A 20,192-nucleotide genomic window follows, 5' to 3' on the forward strand; every position below is an offset into this window, starting at 1 on the left:
AGATGAAAACAACCGAAAAAAAATGCCCGATAGACCGGGCGGAGTGGCAAGTTCCTGACATGGAGGCGCCGTTGTGGCAGGGAAAACAGCATCCGTACTGCGTTGTGATTCCTGTTATAAACGAAGGTGAGCGAATCGGGAATTTGCTCCAGCGTATGGAGGCAAACAGGATATCAGCAATAGCTGACATTATCATCGTCGATGGTGGGAGTACAGACGGTTCGCTAGCGACTGAGGCGCTTAAACAGATGAACGTGCGAGGCCTTATCGTAAAGACAGCCCCTGGGAAGCTGAGCGCTCAGCTTAGGTGTGCTTATGCGTTTGCTCTTGACCAAGGTTATCAGGGAATCGTCACCATTGATGGAAATGACAAGGACGATCCTGAAGCTATACCGCGATTCATCGAAGCACTAAACGAAGGAACCGATTTCGTGCAAGCGTCGCGGTTCCTTCCGGGTGGGATTGCGGAAAACACCCCGAAGTCTCGAGATTTTGCCATTCGGTACATTCATGCGCCCTGCCTTAGTCTTGCATCGGGATTTAAGTGGACAGATACGACACAGGGCTTCAGAGCTTATAGCCGGAAAATGTTGCTTGATCCGAGAATTGCACCATTCAGGGATGTGTTCGTCACTTATGAACTGCTTGCTTATTTATCATGTCGTGCACCTCAATTAGGCTATGTATGTAAAGAATTGCCAACAATAAGACGGTATCCGGTGGGTGAGGTGCCGACAAAAATCAGCGGTCTAAAAGGAAATTTTTCCGTGCTGGCGACCTTGCTGCGAGCTTGCGCAGGAAAATACAATGGTTAAGCAGATTAATAGGGGAAATGAAGAGGTTGTCACGGTGCAAGATCGGTTTTTGAACTACGCGATTTACGCACTGTTCTTTATTTTTGCCTTGCTGGGCTTCCGCTATCAAGCTTTGCTCCTAAGCTACAGAGAGTGGGGTGACGAATCCGAAACAATTGTTGCCGCCAAAATGATGGCAGCAGGGATGAGGCTCTATTCTGAGGTCTTCAATCATCATGGACCTCTAACATTTCTTCCGGGAATAATAGTCGAGAAAATTGGAAATTACGGGGTAAATGGGCATCGGGTCCCGATCGCCTTGCTTCAGATAATTGCCGTAATTTCAATATATAAAACACCGATAATAAGCACGACTGTGCGCAGAATTGTTGTTTCTGTTGCTGCTGCAACCATGATACTGGTATTCATGCCGGATTTGTTCGGGCATATGTACAAATACCAGACGATTGCCGGGCTTTTACTGGTGATAATATTGTCCCAGTATGCGCTCCCGGCGATTTTTAGCCCGGAAGTCTTGACTTCTTCCAGGGTTGCTTTCTGCAATGCTTTAATCGCATCTCTTCCGTTCTTGGCTGTAACTTACTTGCCAATTACAGTTCTACTGTTTTTTTGCTCTCTGAGGGCCAGATATTTCAGGTTTGCGGTTATCGGGAGTTTCTTGGGTCTTGCATTAAATTCTATTTTCCTTGGTGTTTATGGCTCGTTTCCTGGGTTCTTTGCTTTCCATATATACCTTAACGCTACAATTCTCCCTCTATATGTAGGTTTGCAGCCCGGTGGAGAGTTAATTATCAATGCATTGAAAGTAGCTACATCGGATGTCGCGCACTTTTTTTCCTTGATAATTCTGTTCCTGAGCGCAGCTGTTCTGGCTGTGAAAGAGAAGGGTTTGCCGTGGAGAACGTTGCTGCTGGTGGCGGGGATCTGTAGCCTGCTCATGCGTGGCGCGGGTTTTCAGGGCATGCCGTATTTTTATTCTGTTTTTGCATTATTTATTCCTGCTTTTATCGGGATTGAGACGCTATTATCGCAATCAAAATACGTAGCGATGGGTTTTGTTTTGCTTTCAATTCTCAAGATATCCTTGCTCATTCCTGGGGATAAGCAGAAAATATTGTCGCAAACGATACCTAATGAAACGGAGTTTTCTCGGTTTGTCCAGGAGTTTACAACCAAAGACGACAGAATTATTGCCTTTTCATTTCAGAATTTCCAGTATTTAGCTTCTAATAGATTGCCTGCTTCTGGTCATTTCTTCTATCTTCCTTGGCAGGAAAAATACAATAAGAATCCAAAATTTGGCGTGGTTATTGATGCATGCGAGCAAATAAGAGAATCGAAACCAAAAGTCATGCTCATCGATAAATGGATGGTCTGGGATAGATATTCTTGGGATAGTTATGCTGGATGCGTGCAGGGCCTCGTTGATGATAATTACTTCCAGGTTCCGGGAAGGCCTTATTATGTTCGCAAAGATCTGGTTGATCGTTCGGAGGATTTTCTTAAAGATTATCCTGATAGGAAAATGATTCCCAGCTTGCCGCTCGACAAGGAGGATTCCATTAGCTTGAGGTTTTCCGAGGCTCCGCAAGGCCGTGAATCTTATGGTAAGAAATTGGTGGGTCTGGGAGTCATGTTCGGGACGCACGTTCGTGTTAATCCAGGAACTGCAGGGCTATTGCTCAGACGGGCCAACGGCCCGGATTTGAAGCTTGACTTTTCTTTGCCTGAATTGGTGGACAATAGCTACAAAAAATTCGACCTTCCCGAAGATTCCTATGTTTCAGGAGAAATTGTTTCTCTGACGGGAGGTGGGATTAGTGTTTGGAGAAGCCATAGTGAAGATGGCGAAGTTTCTACTTGCCTGAAGTACTTCTATTCGGATGGAAGCCGGGGTTTTACACCCGGGTGTCCAGTGTTCTGAGTCTAGGGCGCCTCGAAAAACCTCGACTCGCCCACCCTTGGTAAAATTACAGCGTCCTCAATCTCGCCACAGCCGACATCGATGAAACCGCGCAGCGCCATCAAGACCGACCTGTTTGCCTTTGATGCCCACTGCAAGAAGATCGACACGCTGGGTGACCCGCTGGTCGAGATCGAATCGCATATCGATTTTCCCGCGCTGGCGGCCGAGGTCGATATGATTGCGCCGCGACTCGTGAGTGCGCAGGGCGGGCGCCCGCCATACCCGACCGAGACGATGGTGCGCATCCTGGTGTTGAAGCGTCTGTACAACCTGTCCGATGAGCAGATGGAGTACCAGTTGCTCGACCGCATGAGCTACAAGCGCTTCTGCGGACTGGCGAATGCGACGAACGTTCCGGATCGCACCACGGTGTGGACCTTCGAGAACCGGATTGGTGAAGCGGGGGCGAAGGCCTTGTTCGACGGGGTCTCGACGCAGCTGCTCAAGAAGGGGTTCATCGCGCGCGGCGGTCAGATCATCGACGCGACGCTGGTGCCGGCGCCCAAGCAGCACAACCGCCGCGGCGAGAAGGAACTGATCGAGCAAGGCGCAATGCCCGCCTCGTGGCGCCCGGCGAAGCGGCGCCAGAAGGATACTGAGGCGACCTGGACCAGGAAGCACGGCAAGAGCTACTTCGGCTACAAGCTGTCGATCAACATCGACAAGAAGTACAAGATCATCCGCCGAATCGAGACCGATACTGCCAGCACGCACGACAGCCAGCACTTTGACAACGTCTTCGACACGCGCAACACGAGCCGCGATGTCTATGCCGATCGGGGCTACCCGTCCGAGCAGCGTGAAGCCAGGCTCAAGGAGAACGGCTTTCGCAACCAGATCCAGCGGAAGGGCAAGCGCAACAAGCCGCTGTCCGAGTGCCAGCAGCGACGCAACAAACGCATCGCCAAGACGCGTGCGCGGGTCGAGCACGTGTTCGGGGCCATCGAGCAGATGGGCGGCAAGCTGCTGCGCACCATCGGTCAGGCGCGGGCGAACTTTGCGATGACGATGATGGCTGCCTGCTACAACCTGAAGCGGCTGGTCTATTTCAGGAAGGCCGGAATCGAGGCCTTCTGACGCCCGAAATGGGCCGCATCGCCGATGTCCGAGGCGATTCGAGGCAAAAACTGAGCGACACCGCGGGAAGAAGCGGTGATTTGCCGAAGGAACTGAACCGAATTCGGTCGCGGTCATCGTGTCGCACCGGGGTTCATTGAAAACCTCGGGTTATTCGAGGTGCCCTCTAGTAGCCGGCAATCGAATGGATTTGGACATGAGTTGCGCATGGGAAAAAATCGTTACCGTAGAGCTTCTCCGGGAAGGGATCAGGCATCTTCATCAGCAAACGTTTGTTCTTCGCCCTCGGCGGCCCCGTCGGCCTTACGCAAAGAGGTTCAGCAGCCCGTCCAGCCCAACGTGATCAAGGCGGCAGTCGGCGACGGTGCGCAGCACGGGTTTTGCACGGTAGGCGACGGCGAAGCCCGCTTCGGTCAGCATCGGGATGTCGTTGGCGCCGTCGCCGGCGGCGATGACCTGGTCGGCTTTCAGGCCGAGGCGCTCGCGCGCGTGACGCAGATGGGCGGCTTTCGCGGCGCCGTCGACGATCGGGCCGCGGACCCGGCCTGTCAGGTGACCGTCGTGCGTTTCCAGTTCGTTCGCGTGGGCTTCGTCGAAGCTGAGCCTCGCCTTGAGGCGCTCGGTGAAATACGTGAAACCGCCCGATACCAGCACGGTGTGGAGGCCCGCGGCCTTCAGCCCGCGCATCAGGCGTTCGGCGCCCGGATTCAACTGCAGCCGCTGCTCGTAGACTTCGGCGAGCGCCGCTTCGGGCAGGCCGGCGAGGAGGCTCACGCGGCGGGTCAGGGATTCGCGGAAGTCGATTTCGCCGCGCATCGCCGCTTCGGTGATTGCTGAGACTTGCGGCTTCAGGCCCTGCATGTCGGCGATTTCGTCGATGCACTCGATGTTGATCAGCGTCGAGTCCATGTCGGTGACGAACAGGCCGAAGTCGGCGAGTTTGCGCCCGGTCGGCACCCAAGCCCAATCGAGCCCGGCCTCGGCGCACAGGCGGTCGACGTCTTCGCGGTCGTGCCCCCCCACGAGCCGGAAAGCCTGGGGAGTGATCTGCTCGATGGCGCTCGCGCCGGTGATTTTGGCGAGATTCTTCAGGGCGACCGAATCGACATCCTCGCCCTGCAGGACAAGATTCATGCGGCCTCGCTCCGCTGCTGCAATGCTTCGCGCAGCACGCTGTCGGCCTTGCGGATCGTGTCCTCGGTGCTCGCCCAGTCGATGCACGCATCGGTGACCGAACAGCCGTATTTCAGTTGCGACAGGTCGGCCGGAATCGGCTGGTTACCGGCTTCGAGGAAGCTCTCGATCATCAGCCCGACCACCGAGCGGTTGCCCTCGCGGATCTGATGCACCACGTCTTTCATGACCAGCGGCTGGAGCTCGGGTTTTTTCCACGAGTTCGCGTGCGAGCAGTCGACGACGATGTTCAGCGGCAGCTTCGTCTTCGCGAGTGCCTGTTCGGCGAGCGAGATCGACACCGTGTCGTAGTTCGGCCGTCCGCCGCCGCCGCGCAGCACGACGTGGCCGTAGCGGTTGCCGCGCGTGCGCAGGATGGCGGACTGTCCTTTGCCGTTGATGCCGAGGAAGCTGTGCGGATGCGATGCGGAGACGATCGCGTTGATCGCGACGTCGAGGTCGCCGTCGGTGGCGTTCTTGAAGCCGACCGGCGTCGACAGGCCTGACGACATCTCGCGGTGCGTCTGCGACTCGGACGTGCGCGCGCCGATCGCCGTCCACGCGATGAGGTCGCCGTAGTACTGCGGGGCGATCGGGTCGAGCGCTTCGGTCGCGGCCGGCAGGCCGATTTCGTTCACGTCGAGCAGGAAGCGCCGGGCTTTCTCCATGCCTTCCTCGATGTGGAACGAGTCGTCCATGTACGGATCGTTGATGAAGCCTTTCCAGCCGGTGGAGGTGCGCGGCTTCTCGAAATACACGCGCATTACCAGCACCATCGTCCCGGCCACTTCGTCGGCCAGCGCCTTCAGGCGCTTCGCATAATCGAGGCCGGCGACCGGGTCGTGGATCGAACAGGGGCCGACGACGATGAAGAGGCGCCTGTCCTTGCGGTCGAGGATGTCGTGGAGCGCGCGGCGGCCGGCGACGACGGACGTCGCGGCGCGCTCGGTCAGCGGCACGCGGGCCTTGATCTCCTCGGGCGAGGGCATCGGGTCGACGGCGACGATATTGAGGTTTTCGGTTTGAGCCAGTGGCATTACGCGCTTCTCCGCAGTGCAGCAGGGAGGGCGCATTGTAACGCTGCGCGCGGCGGGCGGGTGAGCGCTTCCGGCGTCCTCCGGACGAGGGTGGGGCGGGGCCGCGGCGAGCCGGAAACCGCCGCCGCCGCGGCCTTCCGCGGATTCAGCCGAGCGTCGCGGGCGCGCGGCTGGCGAGCGCCTGCTTGCGCGCCGTCGCGCCGCCGAGCAGGACGAAGCCGAGGAGTTTGTCGTTTGCGTCGAGACACTGCGCCTCGATGCCGCCGCCGGCCTCGTCGCTGGCGACGATCTGCCAGCTGCCCTGCGCGTCGATCGCCGGCGGGCAGACGACCGCGGGGCAGGCCGGCGTCTTGACGACGACCGGCATCGCCGGATAGCTGACCGCGGTTGGCGTGCCGGCGAGCGTCGCCGCCAGCGCGCGCGCCTGGTGCATGATCGGCATCACGTACGGCAGCGTCAGGCCGTCGACTTCGGCGCAGTCGCCAAGCGCGTGGATATTCGGATCGGAGCTTGTCAGCCGGCGGTCCGTCAGCACGCCGCGGTTGACGGCAAGCCCCGCTGCGGCGGCGAGCGCAGTGCGCGGTCGCAGGCCGACTGCCGACAGCACGACGTTGGCGTCGAGCGTCGAGCCGTCGCTGAGCGCGAGTCGGTAGCCGCCGGCGTGGCGCGATACCGACGCGGCGGAGACGCCGAGGTGAAAGCTCACGCCGGCCGCTTCGAGCCGCTGCCGGAACCACTGTCCGGCGTCTTCCGGCAACAGCCTGCCGAGCGGCCAGCGGGCGATGTCGATGACTGTCGGGGTGATGCCGCGGGCGAGCAGGTCGTTGGCGAATTCGCAGCCGATCAGCCCGCCGCCGAGCACCGCGACGCGCTTCGCGCCGTCGAGCCGCGTGGCGAAGCGGGCGAAGTCGTCGAGGTCATTGACCGACAGCACGTCGTGGGCCGCGTCCCCGCCGAGCGGCAGGCGGATCGGATCGGCGCCGGGCGCGAGCACGAGGTCGCGATAGGGGATCTCTTCGCCGCCGGCGAGTTCGACGACGCGGCGGGCCGGGTGGAGCGCGGCGACTTCGACGTGGGCGCGGATCGTCGCAGCGAGTTCGGCGGCCATTTGTTCCGCCGGCTTCATCACCAGGCTCGCGGCGCTGCGGTTCGCCGAAAACGCGTTCGACAGCATCGGCTTCGAATAGAAGCCGGCCGCGTCGCGGCTCAGGATGACGAGTGGCGCGTCGCGGTCGAGCTTGCGCAGTTCACGTGCCAGCGTGTAGCCGGCGAGACCGCTGCCGATGATGACGAGGGGTGGAGTCATGGGTTGCCTCTCTGTTGTTCGTCTTGTCGGCGGGGGGCGGGGTCGCCGAACGGGTAGCCTGCTCCCGGGGCCGGGAGCAGGCGATACGGCGTCAGATCATGACCATCTCGAAGTCGGCTTTCGCGACGCCGCAGTCGGGGCAGGACCAGTCGTCGGGAATATCTTCCCAGCGGGTGCCGGGGGCGACGCCCTCATCCGGCATTCCGGCCGCTTCGTCGTAGGTGAAACCACAGACAACACATTGCCAAGTCTTCATGATGTTCTTCCTTTCAAGCTTGATTTGTCGATTCGGCGCGACCGGGCTCAGGCAGAGATCCGGTCGAGCGCTTCCTGGTAGTGATTGGCGTGACGCTCTTCGACCTTGGCAAGCGCGGCAAAGCGTTTCGCGGCGCGTTCGAGCACTGCCTTGAACTGTTCGGCGTGTTCCTTCGACTCGACGATCTGCTCGTCGATCTCCTTGACCGCGTCGGCATGGCCTTCCTCGACGGCCGCGTGGCGAAAGCCCGGGTACATCTCGGTGTATTCGTAGGTCTCGCCTTCGATCGCGAACTGCAGCGCGCGTGCCGGCGTCATCTTCGCTTTCGGATAGAGCAGATCGAGGTGGCCGAACGCGTGCATCACTTCCTGGTCGGCAGTCGCCTCGAAAACCTTCGCGGTTTCCTCGTCGCCCATTTCGCGGCACAGCTTCGCGAAGTAGCGGTACTTGATGTGCGCCATCGACTCGCCGGCGAACGCCGCTTCGAGGTTCTGGATCGTGATCGATTGCGGGTTGTGGAAGGGGTTTGTCATCTTCTTTCTCCTTTCTTCGCTGGTTGCGTTGAAGTCATCTTACGCAGCGCGGGACGATTGGAGAAATTGAATGTGAGAATGTAATCGATAGGTTTGTTCTATTTGCAGGCCAAGCCGATGCAGTTCGCCTGAGGCCCGTCGTTCTCCGAAAACATCACGGCCGCATCCTGTGCGGCCGTGATGTTTTCGGAATGATCCGGGATCGCCAGGCCGCACGTGGCGCGGCCGTACGCGGTTCAGGATTCGAAGCGGAACCCGACTTTCAGCTTTACCTGGAAGTGCGCGATCTTGCCGTCGGCGATGTGCCCCCGTATCTCGGTGGTTTCGAACCAGTCGAGGTGCCGCAACGACTGGCTCGCCTGCTCGATCGCGTTGCGGATCGCATCGTCGACGCCGACGGGCGATGTACCGACGAGTTCAACGAGTTTGTAGACGTGGTTCTGATCTGGCATCGTCTTCTCCTCCTGGAATGAATGGGCAGGTTTTCCAGTATAGGAGCATGTCGCGGAGTTGCCCGGCGAGCCGCGCGGAGGGTGCAGGGGGGAAGTTCGTCAGTCTACGGGTCAGGAATGCACTTCCTGCGTCCGCGCTTCGCGCAGGAAAGCCCCGAGCGTGGCCGTATCGAGCGGCCGGGAGAAATAGTGACCTTGCGCGAAATCGCATCCGATCCGACGCAGGAAATCGGCTTGTTCGGCGTGCTCGACGCCTTCGGCGACGACAGCCAGCCCGAGGCTTTTCGCAAGCGCCACGACCGCGCGGGTCAGTGATCGGTCGTTGCGGTCGGCGGGCAGGCCGCTGACGAACGAGCGGTCGATCTTGAGGCTGTGGACGGGGAAGCGCTTGAGATAGGCGAGCGAGGAGTAGCCGGTGCCGAAATCGTCGATGCTGATGCTCACCCCGGCTGCGACGAGTTCGGTAAGCACGACGACCGCGCGCTCGGGATGTTCCATGATCATCCCTTCGGTGACCTCGAGTTCGAGGTCACGGGGCGCGAGACCGGCTTCGCCCAGCATCGCGAGCAGCCGGCTCGCAAGATCGCTGCGACGGAACTGCCGCGGCGACAGGTTCACCGCGACCCTGCCGGCGAAGATTCCCGCGTTCTTCCATTCGCGCACGCGGCGCGCCGCTTCCCGCAGCACCCATTCGCCGATCGGCTCGATGAGCCCGGACTCTTCGGCGAGCGAGATGAAGCGCGACGGCAGAATCGTCCCTTTTTGCGGATGCTCCCAGCGCACCAGCGCTTCGACGCCGGCGACTTCGAGCGTCGCGAGGTCCATGCAGGGCTGGAACACCAGCTTGAGTTCGTCGCGGTCGAGCGCCGTGCGCAGACTGTTGGCCATGAACAGCCGTTCGCTCGCTTGGGCGTTGATTTCTGGCGCAAAGAAGCGGTAACGGTTCTTGCCTTCCTGTTTGGCGCGGTACATCGCCATGTCGGCTTGCCGCAGCAGCGTTTCCGCGTCGAGGCTGTCAGACGGATAACAGCCGATGCCGATGCTCGCCGAGATGTACTGGCACTGCGGTTGCCCGGCCAGGATGTAGGGCCGCTCGAGGGCATCGAGGATGTTGCGGGCGATGATGCCGGCCTCCTCGGGGGAGCGCAGCTCGTCGAGCAGGACGGCGAATTCGTCGCCACCGAGGCGGGCCGTCGTGTCGCTCGCGCGCACGCAGCCGCCGAGGCGTTCCGCCACGCGCCGCAACAGTTCGTCTCCAGCCTCGTGCCCGAGAGTGTCGTTGATCGGCTTGAAGCCGTCGAGGTCGATGAACAGCAGCGCGAGCATGTTCCCGTGCCGCTCGGCGCGGACCAGCATGTCGGCGAGGCGCTCGCGAAACAGCAGGCGGTTCGGCAGTTCCGTCAGCGCGTCGTAATGCGCGAGGTGCTGCAGGCGGGCCTCGTACTGCTTCGCGGCCGAGATGTCGGAAAAAACGCAGACGAGGATCATCTCGCTCGACCCGTATGCGGCCCTGCTGATGCTGCTCCACGCCGGATACATCTCGCCGTTTTTCCGCCGGCCGCGGACTTCGCCCTGCCACTGCCCGGTTTCGCACATCGCGCGGCGCCGGTCGTTGCGGTGCGTCTTTTCGGCTTCCGCGAGGAGTATCGCGAGCGGCTGGCCGATCACTTCCGCGGACCGATACCCGGTGATCGACGTGAACGCGCGATTGACAGTCGCAATTCGCCCGCCGCGCGCGATCACCACGCCCTCCACCGCAGAGTCGAGCGCCGTCGCGGCGAGGGCGAGCTTCTCCTCCGCTTGCGCGCGGTCTGCTTCGCGCTGGTGCAGCAGTTCCTGCGCCTGGGCCAGCGCGCGGCCCACTTCGTCGGCTTCTTCGAGCGCGAGCGGCGGGACTGAAACCGGTTCGCCCCTGCCGATCGCCAGCGCCGGAGCGACGAGGGCCTGCATCGGGCGGGCGATCCTGCGGCCGAGAAGACCCGCGAGCGCAAGTCCGCCGAGCAGCAGCACGAGCGCGCCCACGGCGTACTGGCGCAGCGATTCTCCCAGCCCCGCCGTCAGCGCGCTCTGCCGAACGCCGACCGCGGCGGTCCACCCATAAGGGGTGGAACGCGAGAAGAAGCTCACGAAAGGTATGCCCAGCCGCGAGACCGCCTCGATCGAGCCTTCCGTTTGACGCTGGCTCGCCTCGAGCAGGGCCGGAAACGTCTTCTGCCCGATCACTTTCTCGTCCGCGGGGCTTCGCGCGAGTCGCCGGCCTTCGCTGTCGAGGAGGACTGCCACCCGTCCGGGGGGCAGTCCCTGCTGCTGCATAAGCTCCCCGAGATGTTTCAGCTCGATGCGCAGGCCCAGGCTGTAGAGAACTTTCTCGTCGCGGATGACCGGGACTTCCAGGCTCACGACAGGCGTTTGCGTTACCCTGCTGACATAGACGCCCGACACCATGGGCATGCCGGTTTCGAAGACGCGGCGCAGCAATGCCGGATTGGCATGCTGCGGCAACGGCGAACCCAGAGGCTGCAGGAGGTTCAGGAGCTGCCGTCCCGAAGCGTCCGTCAACACGATCGTGAACCCGGCGGTGTGGCGAAGAACCTCCTTTGCCTGGCGGTAGAACTCGGTGTGGTCGCTGCGGTCGATGTCCTCGGACGCCGCGAGGGTTTCCAGGGCAGCCTGGTTTGCCGCGATGTCCCGTTCGACGAGCCGCAGCAGGGTGTGGGTGGCCTCGCGCGTCTGGTCGAGAACGGCGGCTCGTTCCCGTTCGTAGGACAGGTAGATGACGATTGCAGCGAGCAGCCAGGCCGGCAGGATGCAGGCGACGACGAGGAGTACGACCGTCGAACGGATCGTGCGGCGGCGCGGAGCCTGAGGGCGCATCTCGTAACCTCCACGACACGACTGCGACAGAGCGGGCAGACGTCGTCATCACTGTAGTCCGGGGGCGCCAAGCCGGCAGAAACCATGTGACTAAAGTGGTAGGTGCCCCGACCGCGCACTGTATGCCAAACCTGCCGTGTTCGCCAATCCCGAGAGCAGCGAATGCGCATGGGAGGGTGCTGCTCGGTCTGGCTGGAACACGCGACGTTCTGGCCCGCAGCGATCCCGTTTAGAATCGCTCCCTCCCGGCGACCCCCCGCGTGGTGATCCCGGCTCCTTCACCGGCCCGATACAACCTGGACACTGGAATCCCCGATGCTGCGACTCACCGAACTCAGGCTGCCGCTCGATCATCCGCCCGAGGCGCTGGGCGCTGCGATCGTCGAGCGCCTCGGCATCGCCGCGGACGACCTCGGCCAGGTTGCAGTCTTCAGGCGCAGCTACGACGCCCGCAAGGCTGCAATGATGACGATGATCTATACCGTCGATGTCGTCGTGCGCGACGAGGCCGCGCTGCTGCGCAAGTTCGCCGGCGACCGCCATGTCGTGCCGACGCCGGACACGAACTACCGTTTCGTCGGCCGCGCGCCGGAAGGCTTCGCGAACCGGCCGGTCGTCGTCGGCTTCGGCCCGTGCGGCATCTTCGCCGGGCTGATCCTTGCGCAGATGGGTTTGCGGCCGATCATCCTCGAGCGCGGCAAGGCGGTGCGCGAACGCACGAAGGACACCTGGGGGCTGTGGCGCAACAACGTGCTGAACCCCGAATCGAACGTCCAGTTCGGCGAGGGCGGCGCGGGGACGTTCTCGGACGGCAAGCTCTACAGCCAAATCAAGGACCCGAAGCATTACGGTCGCAAGGTGCTGACCGAGTTCGTCAAGGCTGGCGCGCCGGAAGAGATCCTGTACGTCGCGAAGCCGCACATCGGCACGTTCCGGCTCGTCGGCATGGTCGAGGCGATGCGCCATGACATCGAGGCGCTCGGCGGCGAGATCCGCTTCCAGCAGCGCGTCGCCGACGTGCTGATCGAAGACGGCCACGTGCGCGGACTGACGCTCGCGTCCGGTGAGGAGATCAGTTGCGACCACGTCGTGCTCGCGCTCGGCCACAGCGCGCGCGACACGTTCGAGATGCTGCATGCGCGCGGCGTGTTCATGGAGCCGAAGCCGTTCTCGATCGGCTTTCGCATCGAGCATCCGCAGTCGCTGATCGACCGCGCGCGCTTCGGTCCGAACGCCGGCCATCCGCTGCTCGGCGCCGCCGACTACAAGCTCGTGCATCACGCAAAGAACGGCCGCAGCGTCTACAGCTTCTGCATGTGCCCGGGGGGCACTGTGGTCGCGGCGACCTCCGAGCCGGAGCGCGTCGTCACCAACGGCATGAGCCAGTATTCGCGCAACGAGCGCAACGCCAACGCCGGCATCGTCGTCGGCATCACGCCGGCCGACTATCCGGGCGGGCCGCTCGCCGGCGTCGAGTTCCAGCGTCGCTGGGAATCGCGCGCGTTCGAGCTCGGCGGCGGCGGCTACGTCGCCCCGGCGCAGCTCGTCGGCGACTTCATTGCGCGCCAGCCGTCGGCGGTGCTCGGTTCGGTCGAGCCGTCGTACAAGCCGGGCGTGAAGCTCGGCGACCTCGCGACCAGTCTGCCGGACTACGCGATCGACGCGGTGCGCGAAGCGCTGCCGGCTTTCGAGCGCCAGATCAAGGGGTTCTCGATGCGCGACGCGGTGCTGACCGGCGTCGAGACGCGCACTTCGTCGCCGCTGCGCATCACGCGCGGCGCCGACTGCCAAAGCCTGAACGTGAAAGGTCTTTATCCGGCGGGCGAAGGGGCGGGCTACGCGGGCGGCATCCTGTCGGCCGGCGTCGACGGCATCCGCGTCGCCGAAGCGCTCGCCACTGCGCTGCTCGGCGCGCCGGTCGGGGTGTGAGCGCCGCCGCGCCGCTTGATGCGCACCGATTCATCCTGCTGCGGCATGCCGCGACGCAGCGCAACTGAAGGAACACGCATGGAAGAACGCCTGACGAAGATCGAGACCAAGATCGCGCTGTCCGAAGACCTGCTCGAAGAGCTCAATCTCGCCGTCTATCGCCAGCAGCAGCAGATCGACCGGCTGCAGCAGCAGATCCTCGAACTGCACCGCCAACTCGCCGCGGCAACGCCGGGCGATCGCCCGCGCGACCTGCGCGACGAAATCCCGCCGCACTACTGACGGGTCGCGGAGGCAGGATCAGGGCGCTGGCTCGGCGGCTTCGAGTTCGGCCCACATTACCCACTGGCCGCAGGCATTGCGCGGGCCGCGCAGCGAGCCGTGCCACGGTCCTTCGATGCACGGCCCCTTGTCGTCGTTCTCGTCGTATTCGACGCTACTGGGCTCGCTCCCGGGACGGCGCCTGCCGCCCCAGCGTTTGCAGGACAGGCAGCGTTTGCGGTCGAGCGGCTGGCTGGTCATCGGTTTGCGGCGCCGCGTGTCACGCGTCGTGCCCGGCGCTGCGGCGCTGCAGCGCTGCGCGGAAGTTGCAGTCACGCTGCCACGCGCGACGCTCTTCGTTCGCGAATGCATACGCACGCGCTTCGTCGTCGTCGAAGGCTACGAGAGTTTCGAGGGTGCGCTGCAGGAATACGTGCTGTGGCAGCATCGTGCCGAAGAACAGCACCAGCTCGCCGCGCTGGATCAGCAGCGTCGGGAAGTTCTCGACGTCCAGGTCGCCGAGCCAGTCGGCGTCGTCCTCGATGTCGACCCAGTGGAACCCGGCCTGCGGCCACTCGCGCGCGAGGGCTTCGAAGCCGGCGCGATAGTCGCGGCAGGTGCCGCACCAGTCGGCACACAGGCAGGCGACGAGGAGTTCGGGAAGCGGTTGGTCGTTCATCGGGAAGAGGGCCAGTCGATCATCGCGCGAGGGCGCGTACCGGCCGAGGCTAGCATATTCCGCGCACGCCGGCCGCCGTCATCGCGCAGACTTCACGGATGGCATCTCCGTGCGCAGCGGGCGGCCGATCAGCGGTCCCAGTATGCCGGCGTACCGATCTGCTCGCGGTAGAAGTCGACGAACGCACGCACTTTCAGCGGGATGTAACGGCTCGGCAGATAGACCGCGTAGATGTTGCTCGCCGAGCCACCGCGCGGTTCGTATTGCGGCAGCACCTGTCGCAGCGCCCCCGCCTGCAGGTCGCGCCACACGACGAAGCGCGGCAGCAGCGCGATGCCATGATGTGCGAGCGCCGCCTCGCGGATCGCTTCCCCGTTGTTGACGCGGAAGTCGCCGCTGACGGCGATTTTCACCTCGCCGTGTTCGTCCTGCAGATGCCACGCATCGTCATGGCCTTCGAAGGCGTACGAGAGGCAATTGTGGCTCGTGAGATCCGACGGATGGGCAGGTTCGCCCCTGCGCTCAAGATACTGCCGCGTCGCGCACACCACCCAGCGCAGCGGTGCGAGCGCACGGGCGATGACGCCCGGCGCCGGTGCCCGGGTGATGAGAATCGCCAAATCCATCCCTTCCTCGACGAGGTCCACCGGCCGGTCGGTGAACGTGAGATCGACCTTCAGATCGTGGTGGCGTGCGAGAAACGCGGGGATCGCCGGGGCAATGTGCAGATGGCCGAACGCGGCCGGGCACGACACGCGCAGCTGCCCGCGAGGTGCGGCGCGCAGCTGGCCGACGATCTGCTCGGCACTTTCCGCCTCGGCGAGCATGCGCGCGCAATGGACATAGAACGCTTCGCCGACTTCGGTGAGGCTCATCTGCCGCGTCGTGCGGTTCAGCAACCGAGCGCCGAGTGTCGCCTCGAGACGCGCAACCTGCTTGCTGACCGCGGACTTCGACATGCCCAGACGCACGGCGGCGGCCGAAAAGCTCTTTGCTTCGACGACGCGGGCGAACACGGCCATGCTGACAAGATGTTCCATGGGAAGATTGTAGCGCCAGTGGAAACAATCTTGTTCTGCTTCAGTGAATTGTGCTTTTCGGCCAGAGGGTTACACTCGATTCGTCGTCATTGCAGAGTTTCAGGAGTATTCCCATGAGCCGTCGCGATCCGCATCTTCCGCTCGTTTATTCATGTTCGGGCTGCTCGAGCGCAGCCCAGATGGCGAACTACATCGCCGTCAAGCTGGACCGGCGCGACGAGGCCGAAATGTCGTGCATCGCCGGCGTCGGCGGGGATGTCGGGCCGCTGGTCCGCACCGCCCGCTCGGGTCGCCCGATCCTCGCGCTCGACGGCTGCGCGCTGCAATGCGTGAAGAACAGCCTCGCGCAGCGCGGCGTCGTGCCGACGCGCCACGTGCTGCTTCACGAGCACGGCGTGAAAAAGCGCTATCGCAGCGATTTCGACGTCGAGGAAGCCGACCGGGTGCTGGCGCAGGCGATTCACATCGTCCGCGACATGCGTGCCGAGCTCGAGTCGGCCGACGCGCAGCCGGCGGACCCGCTCGCCGCGTAACATGAACCCGCGGCAGCCGTCCCGCCGGGTGCGGGGAAGGCGGCCGCATCGAGGAAGAGCGCGATGAAAATACAGATCCTGTCCGACCTGCATCTGAACGTTGCCGAAATGGCGCCGCCGCTCACCGATGCCGACATCGTGATCCTCGCGGGCGACATCGCACGCCCGGAGCGGGCGATCGCGTGGGCGCGGCAATTTCCGCAGCCGGTCGTCTATATCCCCGGCAACCACGAGTACTACGGCGGTAGCCTGTCGGGCGTCGGGCAAAAGCTGCGGGCCGCGGCCGAAGGGAGCAACGTCCGCATCCTCGACTGCAGCGGCGGGGTGTTCGGCCGAGTGCGCATTCTCGGCTGCACCCTGTGGAGCGATTTCCGGCTGTTCGCGGAGGCCGAACGGCAGCAGCAATCGAGAGCCGAAGCGACGCGGCTGATGTACGATTTTTCGCGCGTCCGCATCGATGACGACGCGCCCGATCTGTTCACGCCGGCACTGTCCGCGGAGCTGTTCGATCGCGCGTCCGCGTGGCTGCGCACCACGCTGCAGGCGCCCCACGACGGAACGACCGTCGTCGTCACCCATCACGCGCCGTGCACGCGCAGCGTGCACCCCAAATACGCCGATTCGCCGATCACGCCGGCGTTCGTCTCCGATCTCGACGAACTCGTCGCCGCCTCGGGCGCGGCGCTGTGGATCCACGGTCATGTCCATGATTCGCACGACTACCGCATCGGTGTGACGCGCGTGCTGTGCAACCCGCGTGGCTACGGCAAGGACGGCGTGAACGAGAACCCGCGGTTCGATCCGGCGCTGACGGTGATCGTCGACGGGTGACTCTGCCCACCGTTCGGCGACTCGCAGTTCAGCAGGAATTCCGTCACGGGTTTTCCGGGCAGGACACCCGCGCCGGCCTCCATGGGAAGTCGGCCGCTGCCCGAAAGCTTATGCCGACGAAGGACGGATGCGGAACACCTCCGGATCGTTGCCGTGATCGAGCAGGATGCGGCGCACGCGGTCCTGCCACAATAAGCCGAACTGCCGCTGCTCGTCCGCATCCGCTTCGCCCATCAAGCAGCGCGCCATTAGCGACGGCATCGCCGGATCGGCCGGAACCGTCGACAGGTCTGCTTCGGCGTCGACAGCCGCGCCGGTGTCGAGGCGCGTGAAACGCAGTGCGAGCGGCAGGTCGACGGCGAACTGCTGCAGCCCGCGACGTACATGGCGCCCGGCGAGGCCCTTGAAACCGCCGTCCTGCGCCGCACCGCTCAGCAGCGTCACGACGCTCGCGATCACGCCGGTGACGCCGTCTTCGAGGCGGTTGCGGAACTCGACGCGCACTCCGCCGCGTTCGGGTAGTCCGTCGGGGTACAGCGCAGTGAGCGCATGGCGGGTGAGGAGATAGGCCGAGCCGACCGTCGGGCACGAGTGCCCGGCGAGCTTCACGGCGTCCTCGTAACCGTATTCGATGACGCCGTCTTCGGCAGCGCCGAGGAAAGCGGCCAGCGCGTCGCGCACCTTGAGTCGCGGCACGGCGCGGTAAAAATCGGGGAATTGCATTGCTGCTCCAGGGAATCGTGGGTTCGAGAAAAATGGCGTCGGCGGCACGGCTCGGCCGGCCGCCGACGGGTGGGGCATCATGGGTGGCGCGTCAAGCGCGATGCAGCAGCATCGTGATCAGCAGCGAGGCGTCCTCGAGCGCGGTCACCGCGTGTGGCTCGGCATCGGCGAGATAGACCAGCGTGCCGGGGGTGAGCGTTTGCGCCTGGCCGTGCGCGTCGAGTTCGACGACACCTTCGAGGCACTGGATCGTGATAAGGCCGGCGGCCCGGTGTTCCTGCGTCGACTTGCCGGCGGGCAGCACCAGCCGGAAGACCTCGAAGTGCTCGGCCCTGATGAGCGTCGACGAGACCGTGTCGCGGACGCGTTCGCCGAGGGGCGCGATGTCGATCAGTTCGCCGGAAGCGGCGTGCGGAATTGCCATGACGTCTCCTAACCGATGGTGTAGCCGCCGTCGACGACAATGTCCTGGCCGTAGATGTTCTTCGCGCCGTCCGACGCGAGGAACACCGAGGTCTCGGCAATGTCCTCCGGCTTGCCGAACTCGCCCGTCATCAGTCGCGAGTTGATCTGCCCGGCGACTGCGCCGAGCACGTCCGGCGGCAGGCCGACGGTGCCCCACAGCGGCGTGGCGATCGGTCCCGGCGCGATCGAGTTGACGCGTATCCCTTTCGGCGCCAGCTCCGCCGCGAGCGTCTGGGCGAACGATTTCAGCGCTGCCTTGCTCGCGCTGTAGATCGCGAGGCCGGGGAAACCGACCTGCGTCAGGAAAGTGGTGATGAACTGCACCGAACCGCCGCGGCGGGTATGCGGCAGGAAGAGGCGCACTGTTTCGGCTGCGGCGAAGAGGTTCACCGAGAACTGCGTCTCGAACGCTTCGCGCGTGCTGTTCTCGAACGACACGACCCGGGCGATGCCGGCGTTCGGCACGACGATATCGACGCCGCCGAACGCCTTGAGCGTCTCGTCGACGAGGCGCTGCAGGTCCTCGGCGCACGTGGCGTCACCGTTGACGGTGACGACTTTCCCCGGGTGCGCGGCCGCGAGCGCGTCGAGCGCATCGGTGTTGCGGCCGAACGCGGCCACTTTCGCCCCTTCGGCGACGTAGCGCTCGACGATCGCGCGACCAATGCCGCTGCTCGCCCCGGTCACGACCGCGACCTTGTCTTCCAGACGTCCTTTCATGTTCGCATCCTCACCGGTTTTTCCGCCTTTGTGGAGTTGGGCAAGCATCACTGTCCGCGCTGCTGCCCTCATTGATATGCATCAATCGTCGCCATCCGACTGTTGCTTCGATCAAATAACATGACAAGTACGCGCCCGTCGCGTTCCCACCGCCACGGCGATCGGACCGCCGCGTACGCACGGATTTCTGAACTCGCCCGAGCTCGACGATGTCATTTATCGAGCCAGCGCCCTTTCCGATCCGATGGAAACCCCCACGCGGGGCGTTGTCCGGCCAGCCACGAGGAGAATCCGATGCTTCCGATCCGTCGCCTGCTCGTCATTTCCGCGTCCGTGTCGTCGTTCGTCGCGTTCGTCGGCCTCGCGGCGAACTTCCATGCCGCGCTGGCGCAGGAAACTGTCCGCAGCGAAGCCGGACCGGTGAAAATCGTCGAGGTTGCGCGCGGGCTGGAGCTCCCGTGGAGCCTGGCGTTCCTGCCAGACGGCCGGATGCTCGTGACGGAGCGGCCCGGGCGCATGCGCGTCGTATCCCCGGACGGCAAGCTGTCGGCGCCGCTGAAGAACGTGCCCGAAGTCCAGGCCGGCGGGCAGGGCGGCCTGCTCGATGTCGTGCTGAGTCCGCGCTTCGCCGACGACCGCACGATCTTCTTCTCGTACGCCGAACCGACGCGGCGCGCGGCCCGTACCGCGGTAGCCCGTGCCGAGCTCGATGTCGAAGGTCTGAGCCTTTCCCGGGTGAAAGTGATCTTTGCGCAGAACGACGACCCTTCGGGGCGCAATCACTGGGGGTCGCGGCTGGTGTTCGACCGCGACGGGCTGCTCTACGTCACGCTCGGCGAACGCTTTTCGTATCGCGACAAGGCGCAGGATCTCGACAGCCATCTCGGCAAGATCGTACGCATCCGGCCCGATGGCAGCGTGCCGCCAGACAACCCTTTCGTTGGCAAGCCGGGCGCGCAGCCCGAGATCTGGTCGTACGGCCATCGCAACGTGCAGGGCGCGGCACTGCATCCGGAAACCGGCGTGCTGTGGGCGCACGAGCATGGTCCGCAGGGCGGCGACGAAGTGAACGTCATCCAGCCGGGACGCAACTACGGCTGGCCGGTGATCACTTATGGCCGCAACTACGGTACCGGCACGAAGATCGGCGAAGGCAGCGAGCGTGCCGACATCGAACCTCCGGTGCATTACTGGATCCCGTCGATCGCGCCGTCGGGGATGGCCTTTTACACCGGGGACGCTTTTCCCGCGTGGAAAGGGAGTCTGTTCGTCGGCGCCCTGCGCGCGCAGCTGTTGGCACGACTGGAATTGGACGGCGCTCGCATCACGCACGAGGAACGCTTGCTGACCGGACTGGGCAAGCGCATCCGGGACGTGCGGCAGGGGCCGGACGGTAAGCTATATCTGCTCGACGAAAGCGACGGACGGATTCTTCGGCTCGATCCGGGCTGACCCCGCTTGATATCACTTTGATGTTGCAAACACATCAAAGTGATATCAAAATGAGCTTACGCACCTTGTT

The 20,192-nt window shown here is 63.4% G+C and carries 21 protein-coding genes; 8 read left to right on the top strand and 13 right to left on the bottom strand.

Annotated features, from left to right (window positions below):
- The first annotated feature begins 2 nt into the window (after positions 1-2).
- From GO608_RS16985 to GO608_RS16995, 3 genes are all read left to right on the top strand, one after another.
- A complete protein-coding gene (locus tag GO608_RS16985) occupies positions 3-815 on the top strand; it encodes a glycosyltransferase family 2 protein (RefSeq protein WP_169200139.1) in 813 nt (270 codons plus the stop codon).
- Entirely contained in the window at positions 808-2,739 is a 1,932-nt protein-coding gene (locus tag GO608_RS16990; RefSeq protein ID WP_169200140.1) for a hypothetical protein, read from the top strand. Before GO608_RS16985 ends, GO608_RS16990 begins: the two co-directional genes overlap by 8 nt.
- 81 nt (positions 2,740-2,820) lie before the next feature.
- The gene (locus GO608_RS16995) at positions 2,821-3,858 is read left to right on the top strand and encodes an IS5 family transposase (protein ID WP_247002679.1); all 1,038 of its coding nucleotides are present in this window, start codon (positions 2,821-2,823) and stop codon (positions 3,856-3,858) included.
- 303 nt (positions 3,859-4,161) lie between these two features.
- On the opposite strand, the gene serB is transcribed toward GO608_RS16995, so the two are convergent.
- The 7 genes from serB to GO608_RS17030 form a co-directional block, all read right to left on the bottom strand.
- Positions 4,162-4,992, bottom strand: coding sequence for a phosphoserine phosphatase SerB (serB, locus tag GO608_RS17000; protein ID WP_169200339.1), 831 nt, complete (start codon positions 4,990-4,992; stop codon positions 4,162-4,164).
- The gene (locus GO608_RS17005) at positions 4,989-6,068 is read right to left on the bottom strand and encodes a 3-deoxy-7-phosphoheptulonate synthase (protein ID WP_169200340.1); all 1,080 of its coding nucleotides are present in this window, start codon (positions 6,066-6,068) and stop codon (positions 4,989-4,991) included. Before GO608_RS17005 ends, serB begins: the two co-directional genes overlap by 4 nt.
- Positions 6,069-6,213: 145 nt before the next feature.
- Positions 6,214-7,374 carry an NAD(P)/FAD-dependent oxidoreductase gene (locus GO608_RS17010; RefSeq protein ID WP_169200341.1) on the bottom strand — a complete coding sequence of 387 codons (1,161 nt, stop codon included), beginning with the start codon at positions 7,372-7,374 and terminating at the stop codon, positions 6,214-6,216.
- 91 nt (positions 7,375-7,465) lie between these two features.
- Positions 7,466-7,630: a rubredoxin gene (locus GO608_RS17015; RefSeq protein WP_169200342.1), complete on the bottom strand. Its 165-nt coding sequence runs from the start codon at positions 7,628-7,630 to the stop codon at positions 7,466-7,468.
- Positions 7,631-7,677: 47 nt separating this feature from the next.
- Positions 7,678-8,163, bottom strand: coding sequence for a rubrerythrin family protein (locus GO608_RS17020; protein WP_169200343.1), 486 nt, complete (start codon positions 8,161-8,163; stop codon positions 7,678-7,680).
- A 236-nt stretch (positions 8,164-8,399) separates the two neighbouring features.
- Positions 8,400-8,615 carry a dodecin gene (locus GO608_RS17025; RefSeq protein WP_169200344.1) on the bottom strand — a complete coding sequence of 72 codons (216 nt, stop codon included), beginning with the start codon at positions 8,613-8,615 and terminating at the stop codon, positions 8,400-8,402.
- A 111-nt stretch (positions 8,616-8,726) separates the two neighbouring features.
- Entirely contained in the window at positions 8,727-11,489 is a 2,763-nt protein-coding gene (locus GO608_RS17030; protein ID WP_169200345.1) for a bifunctional diguanylate cyclase/phosphodiesterase, read from the bottom strand.
- A gap of 315 nt (positions 11,490-11,804) precedes the next feature.
- On the opposite strand from GO608_RS17030, the gene GO608_RS17035 reads away from it, so the two are divergent.
- Positions 11,805-13,418: an NAD(P)/FAD-dependent oxidoreductase gene (locus GO608_RS17035; RefSeq protein WP_169200346.1), complete on the top strand. Its 1,614-nt coding sequence runs from the start codon at positions 11,805-11,807 to the stop codon at positions 13,416-13,418.
- Between the two features lie 78 nt (positions 13,419-13,496).
- The gene (locus tag GO608_RS17040) at positions 13,497-13,700 is read left to right on the top strand and encodes a SlyX family protein (protein ID WP_169200347.1); all 204 of its coding nucleotides are present in this window, start codon (positions 13,497-13,499) and stop codon (positions 13,698-13,700) included.
- 18 nt (positions 13,701-13,718) lie between these two features.
- On the opposite strand, the gene GO608_RS17045 is transcribed toward GO608_RS17040, so the two are convergent.
- The 3 genes from GO608_RS17045 to GO608_RS17055 all read right to left on the bottom strand — a co-directional run bounded on the left by GO608_RS17045 (position 13,719) and on the right by GO608_RS17055 (position 15,398).
- Positions 13,719-13,940 (bottom strand): hypothetical protein, encoded by a 222-nt coding sequence (locus GO608_RS17045; protein WP_169200348.1) that lies wholly within the window; start codon positions 13,938-13,940, stop codon positions 13,719-13,721.
- Between the two features lie 19 nt (positions 13,941-13,959).
- A complete protein-coding gene (locus GO608_RS17050; protein ID WP_169200349.1) occupies positions 13,960-14,358 on the bottom strand; it encodes a thioredoxin family protein in 399 nt (132 codons plus the stop codon).
- A 128-nt stretch (positions 14,359-14,486) separates the two neighbouring features.
- Positions 14,487-15,398: a LysR family transcriptional regulator gene (locus GO608_RS17055; protein WP_169200350.1), complete on the bottom strand. Its 912-nt coding sequence runs from the start codon at positions 15,396-15,398 to the stop codon at positions 14,487-14,489.
- Between the two features lie 113 nt (positions 15,399-15,511).
- Here GO608_RS17055 and GO608_RS17060 point away from each other — a divergent pair, with 113 nt between their 5' ends.
- Complete coding sequence (locus GO608_RS17060; RefSeq protein ID WP_169200351.1) at positions 15,512-15,931, top strand: putative zinc-binding protein; 420 nt, start codon at positions 15,512-15,514, stop codon at positions 15,929-15,931.
- A gap of 63 nt (positions 15,932-15,994) precedes the next feature.
- Complete coding sequence (locus GO608_RS17065; protein ID WP_169200352.1) at positions 15,995-16,762, top strand: metallophosphoesterase family protein; 768 nt, start codon at positions 15,995-15,997, stop codon at positions 16,760-16,762.
- Positions 16,763-16,870: 108 nt separating this feature from the next.
- Here GO608_RS17065 and GO608_RS17070 read toward each other — a convergent pair whose 3' ends face one another.
- The 3 genes from GO608_RS17070 to GO608_RS17080 form a co-directional block, all read right to left on the bottom strand.
- The gene (locus GO608_RS17070) at positions 16,871-17,485 is read right to left on the bottom strand and encodes a hypothetical protein (protein WP_169200353.1); all 615 of its coding nucleotides are present in this window, start codon (positions 17,483-17,485) and stop codon (positions 16,871-16,873) included.
- 91 nt (positions 17,486-17,576) lie between these two features.
- Entirely contained in the window at positions 17,577-17,909 is a 333-nt protein-coding gene (locus tag GO608_RS17075; RefSeq protein ID WP_169200354.1) for a cupin domain-containing protein, read from the bottom strand.
- 8 nt (positions 17,910-17,917) lie between these two features.
- On the bottom strand, positions 17,918-18,670 hold the full coding sequence (locus tag GO608_RS17080; protein ID WP_169200355.1) for an SDR family NAD(P)-dependent oxidoreductase: 753 nt from the start codon (positions 18,668-18,670) through the stop codon (positions 17,918-17,920).
- A 294-nt stretch (positions 18,671-18,964) separates the two neighbouring features.
- Between GO608_RS17080 and GO608_RS17085 the strand changes: the two genes are divergently transcribed.
- Positions 18,965-20,122: a PQQ-dependent sugar dehydrogenase gene (locus tag GO608_RS17085; RefSeq protein ID WP_211159609.1), complete on the top strand. Its 1,158-nt coding sequence runs from the start codon at positions 18,965-18,967 to the stop codon at positions 20,120-20,122.
- Positions 20,123-20,192: the final 70 nt, after the last annotated feature.

Origin of the sequence: Aromatoleum buckelii (assembly GCF_012910785.2) — a bacterium.
GTDB lineage: Bacteria > Pseudomonadota > Gammaproteobacteria > Burkholderiales > Rhodocyclaceae > Aromatoleum > Aromatoleum buckelii.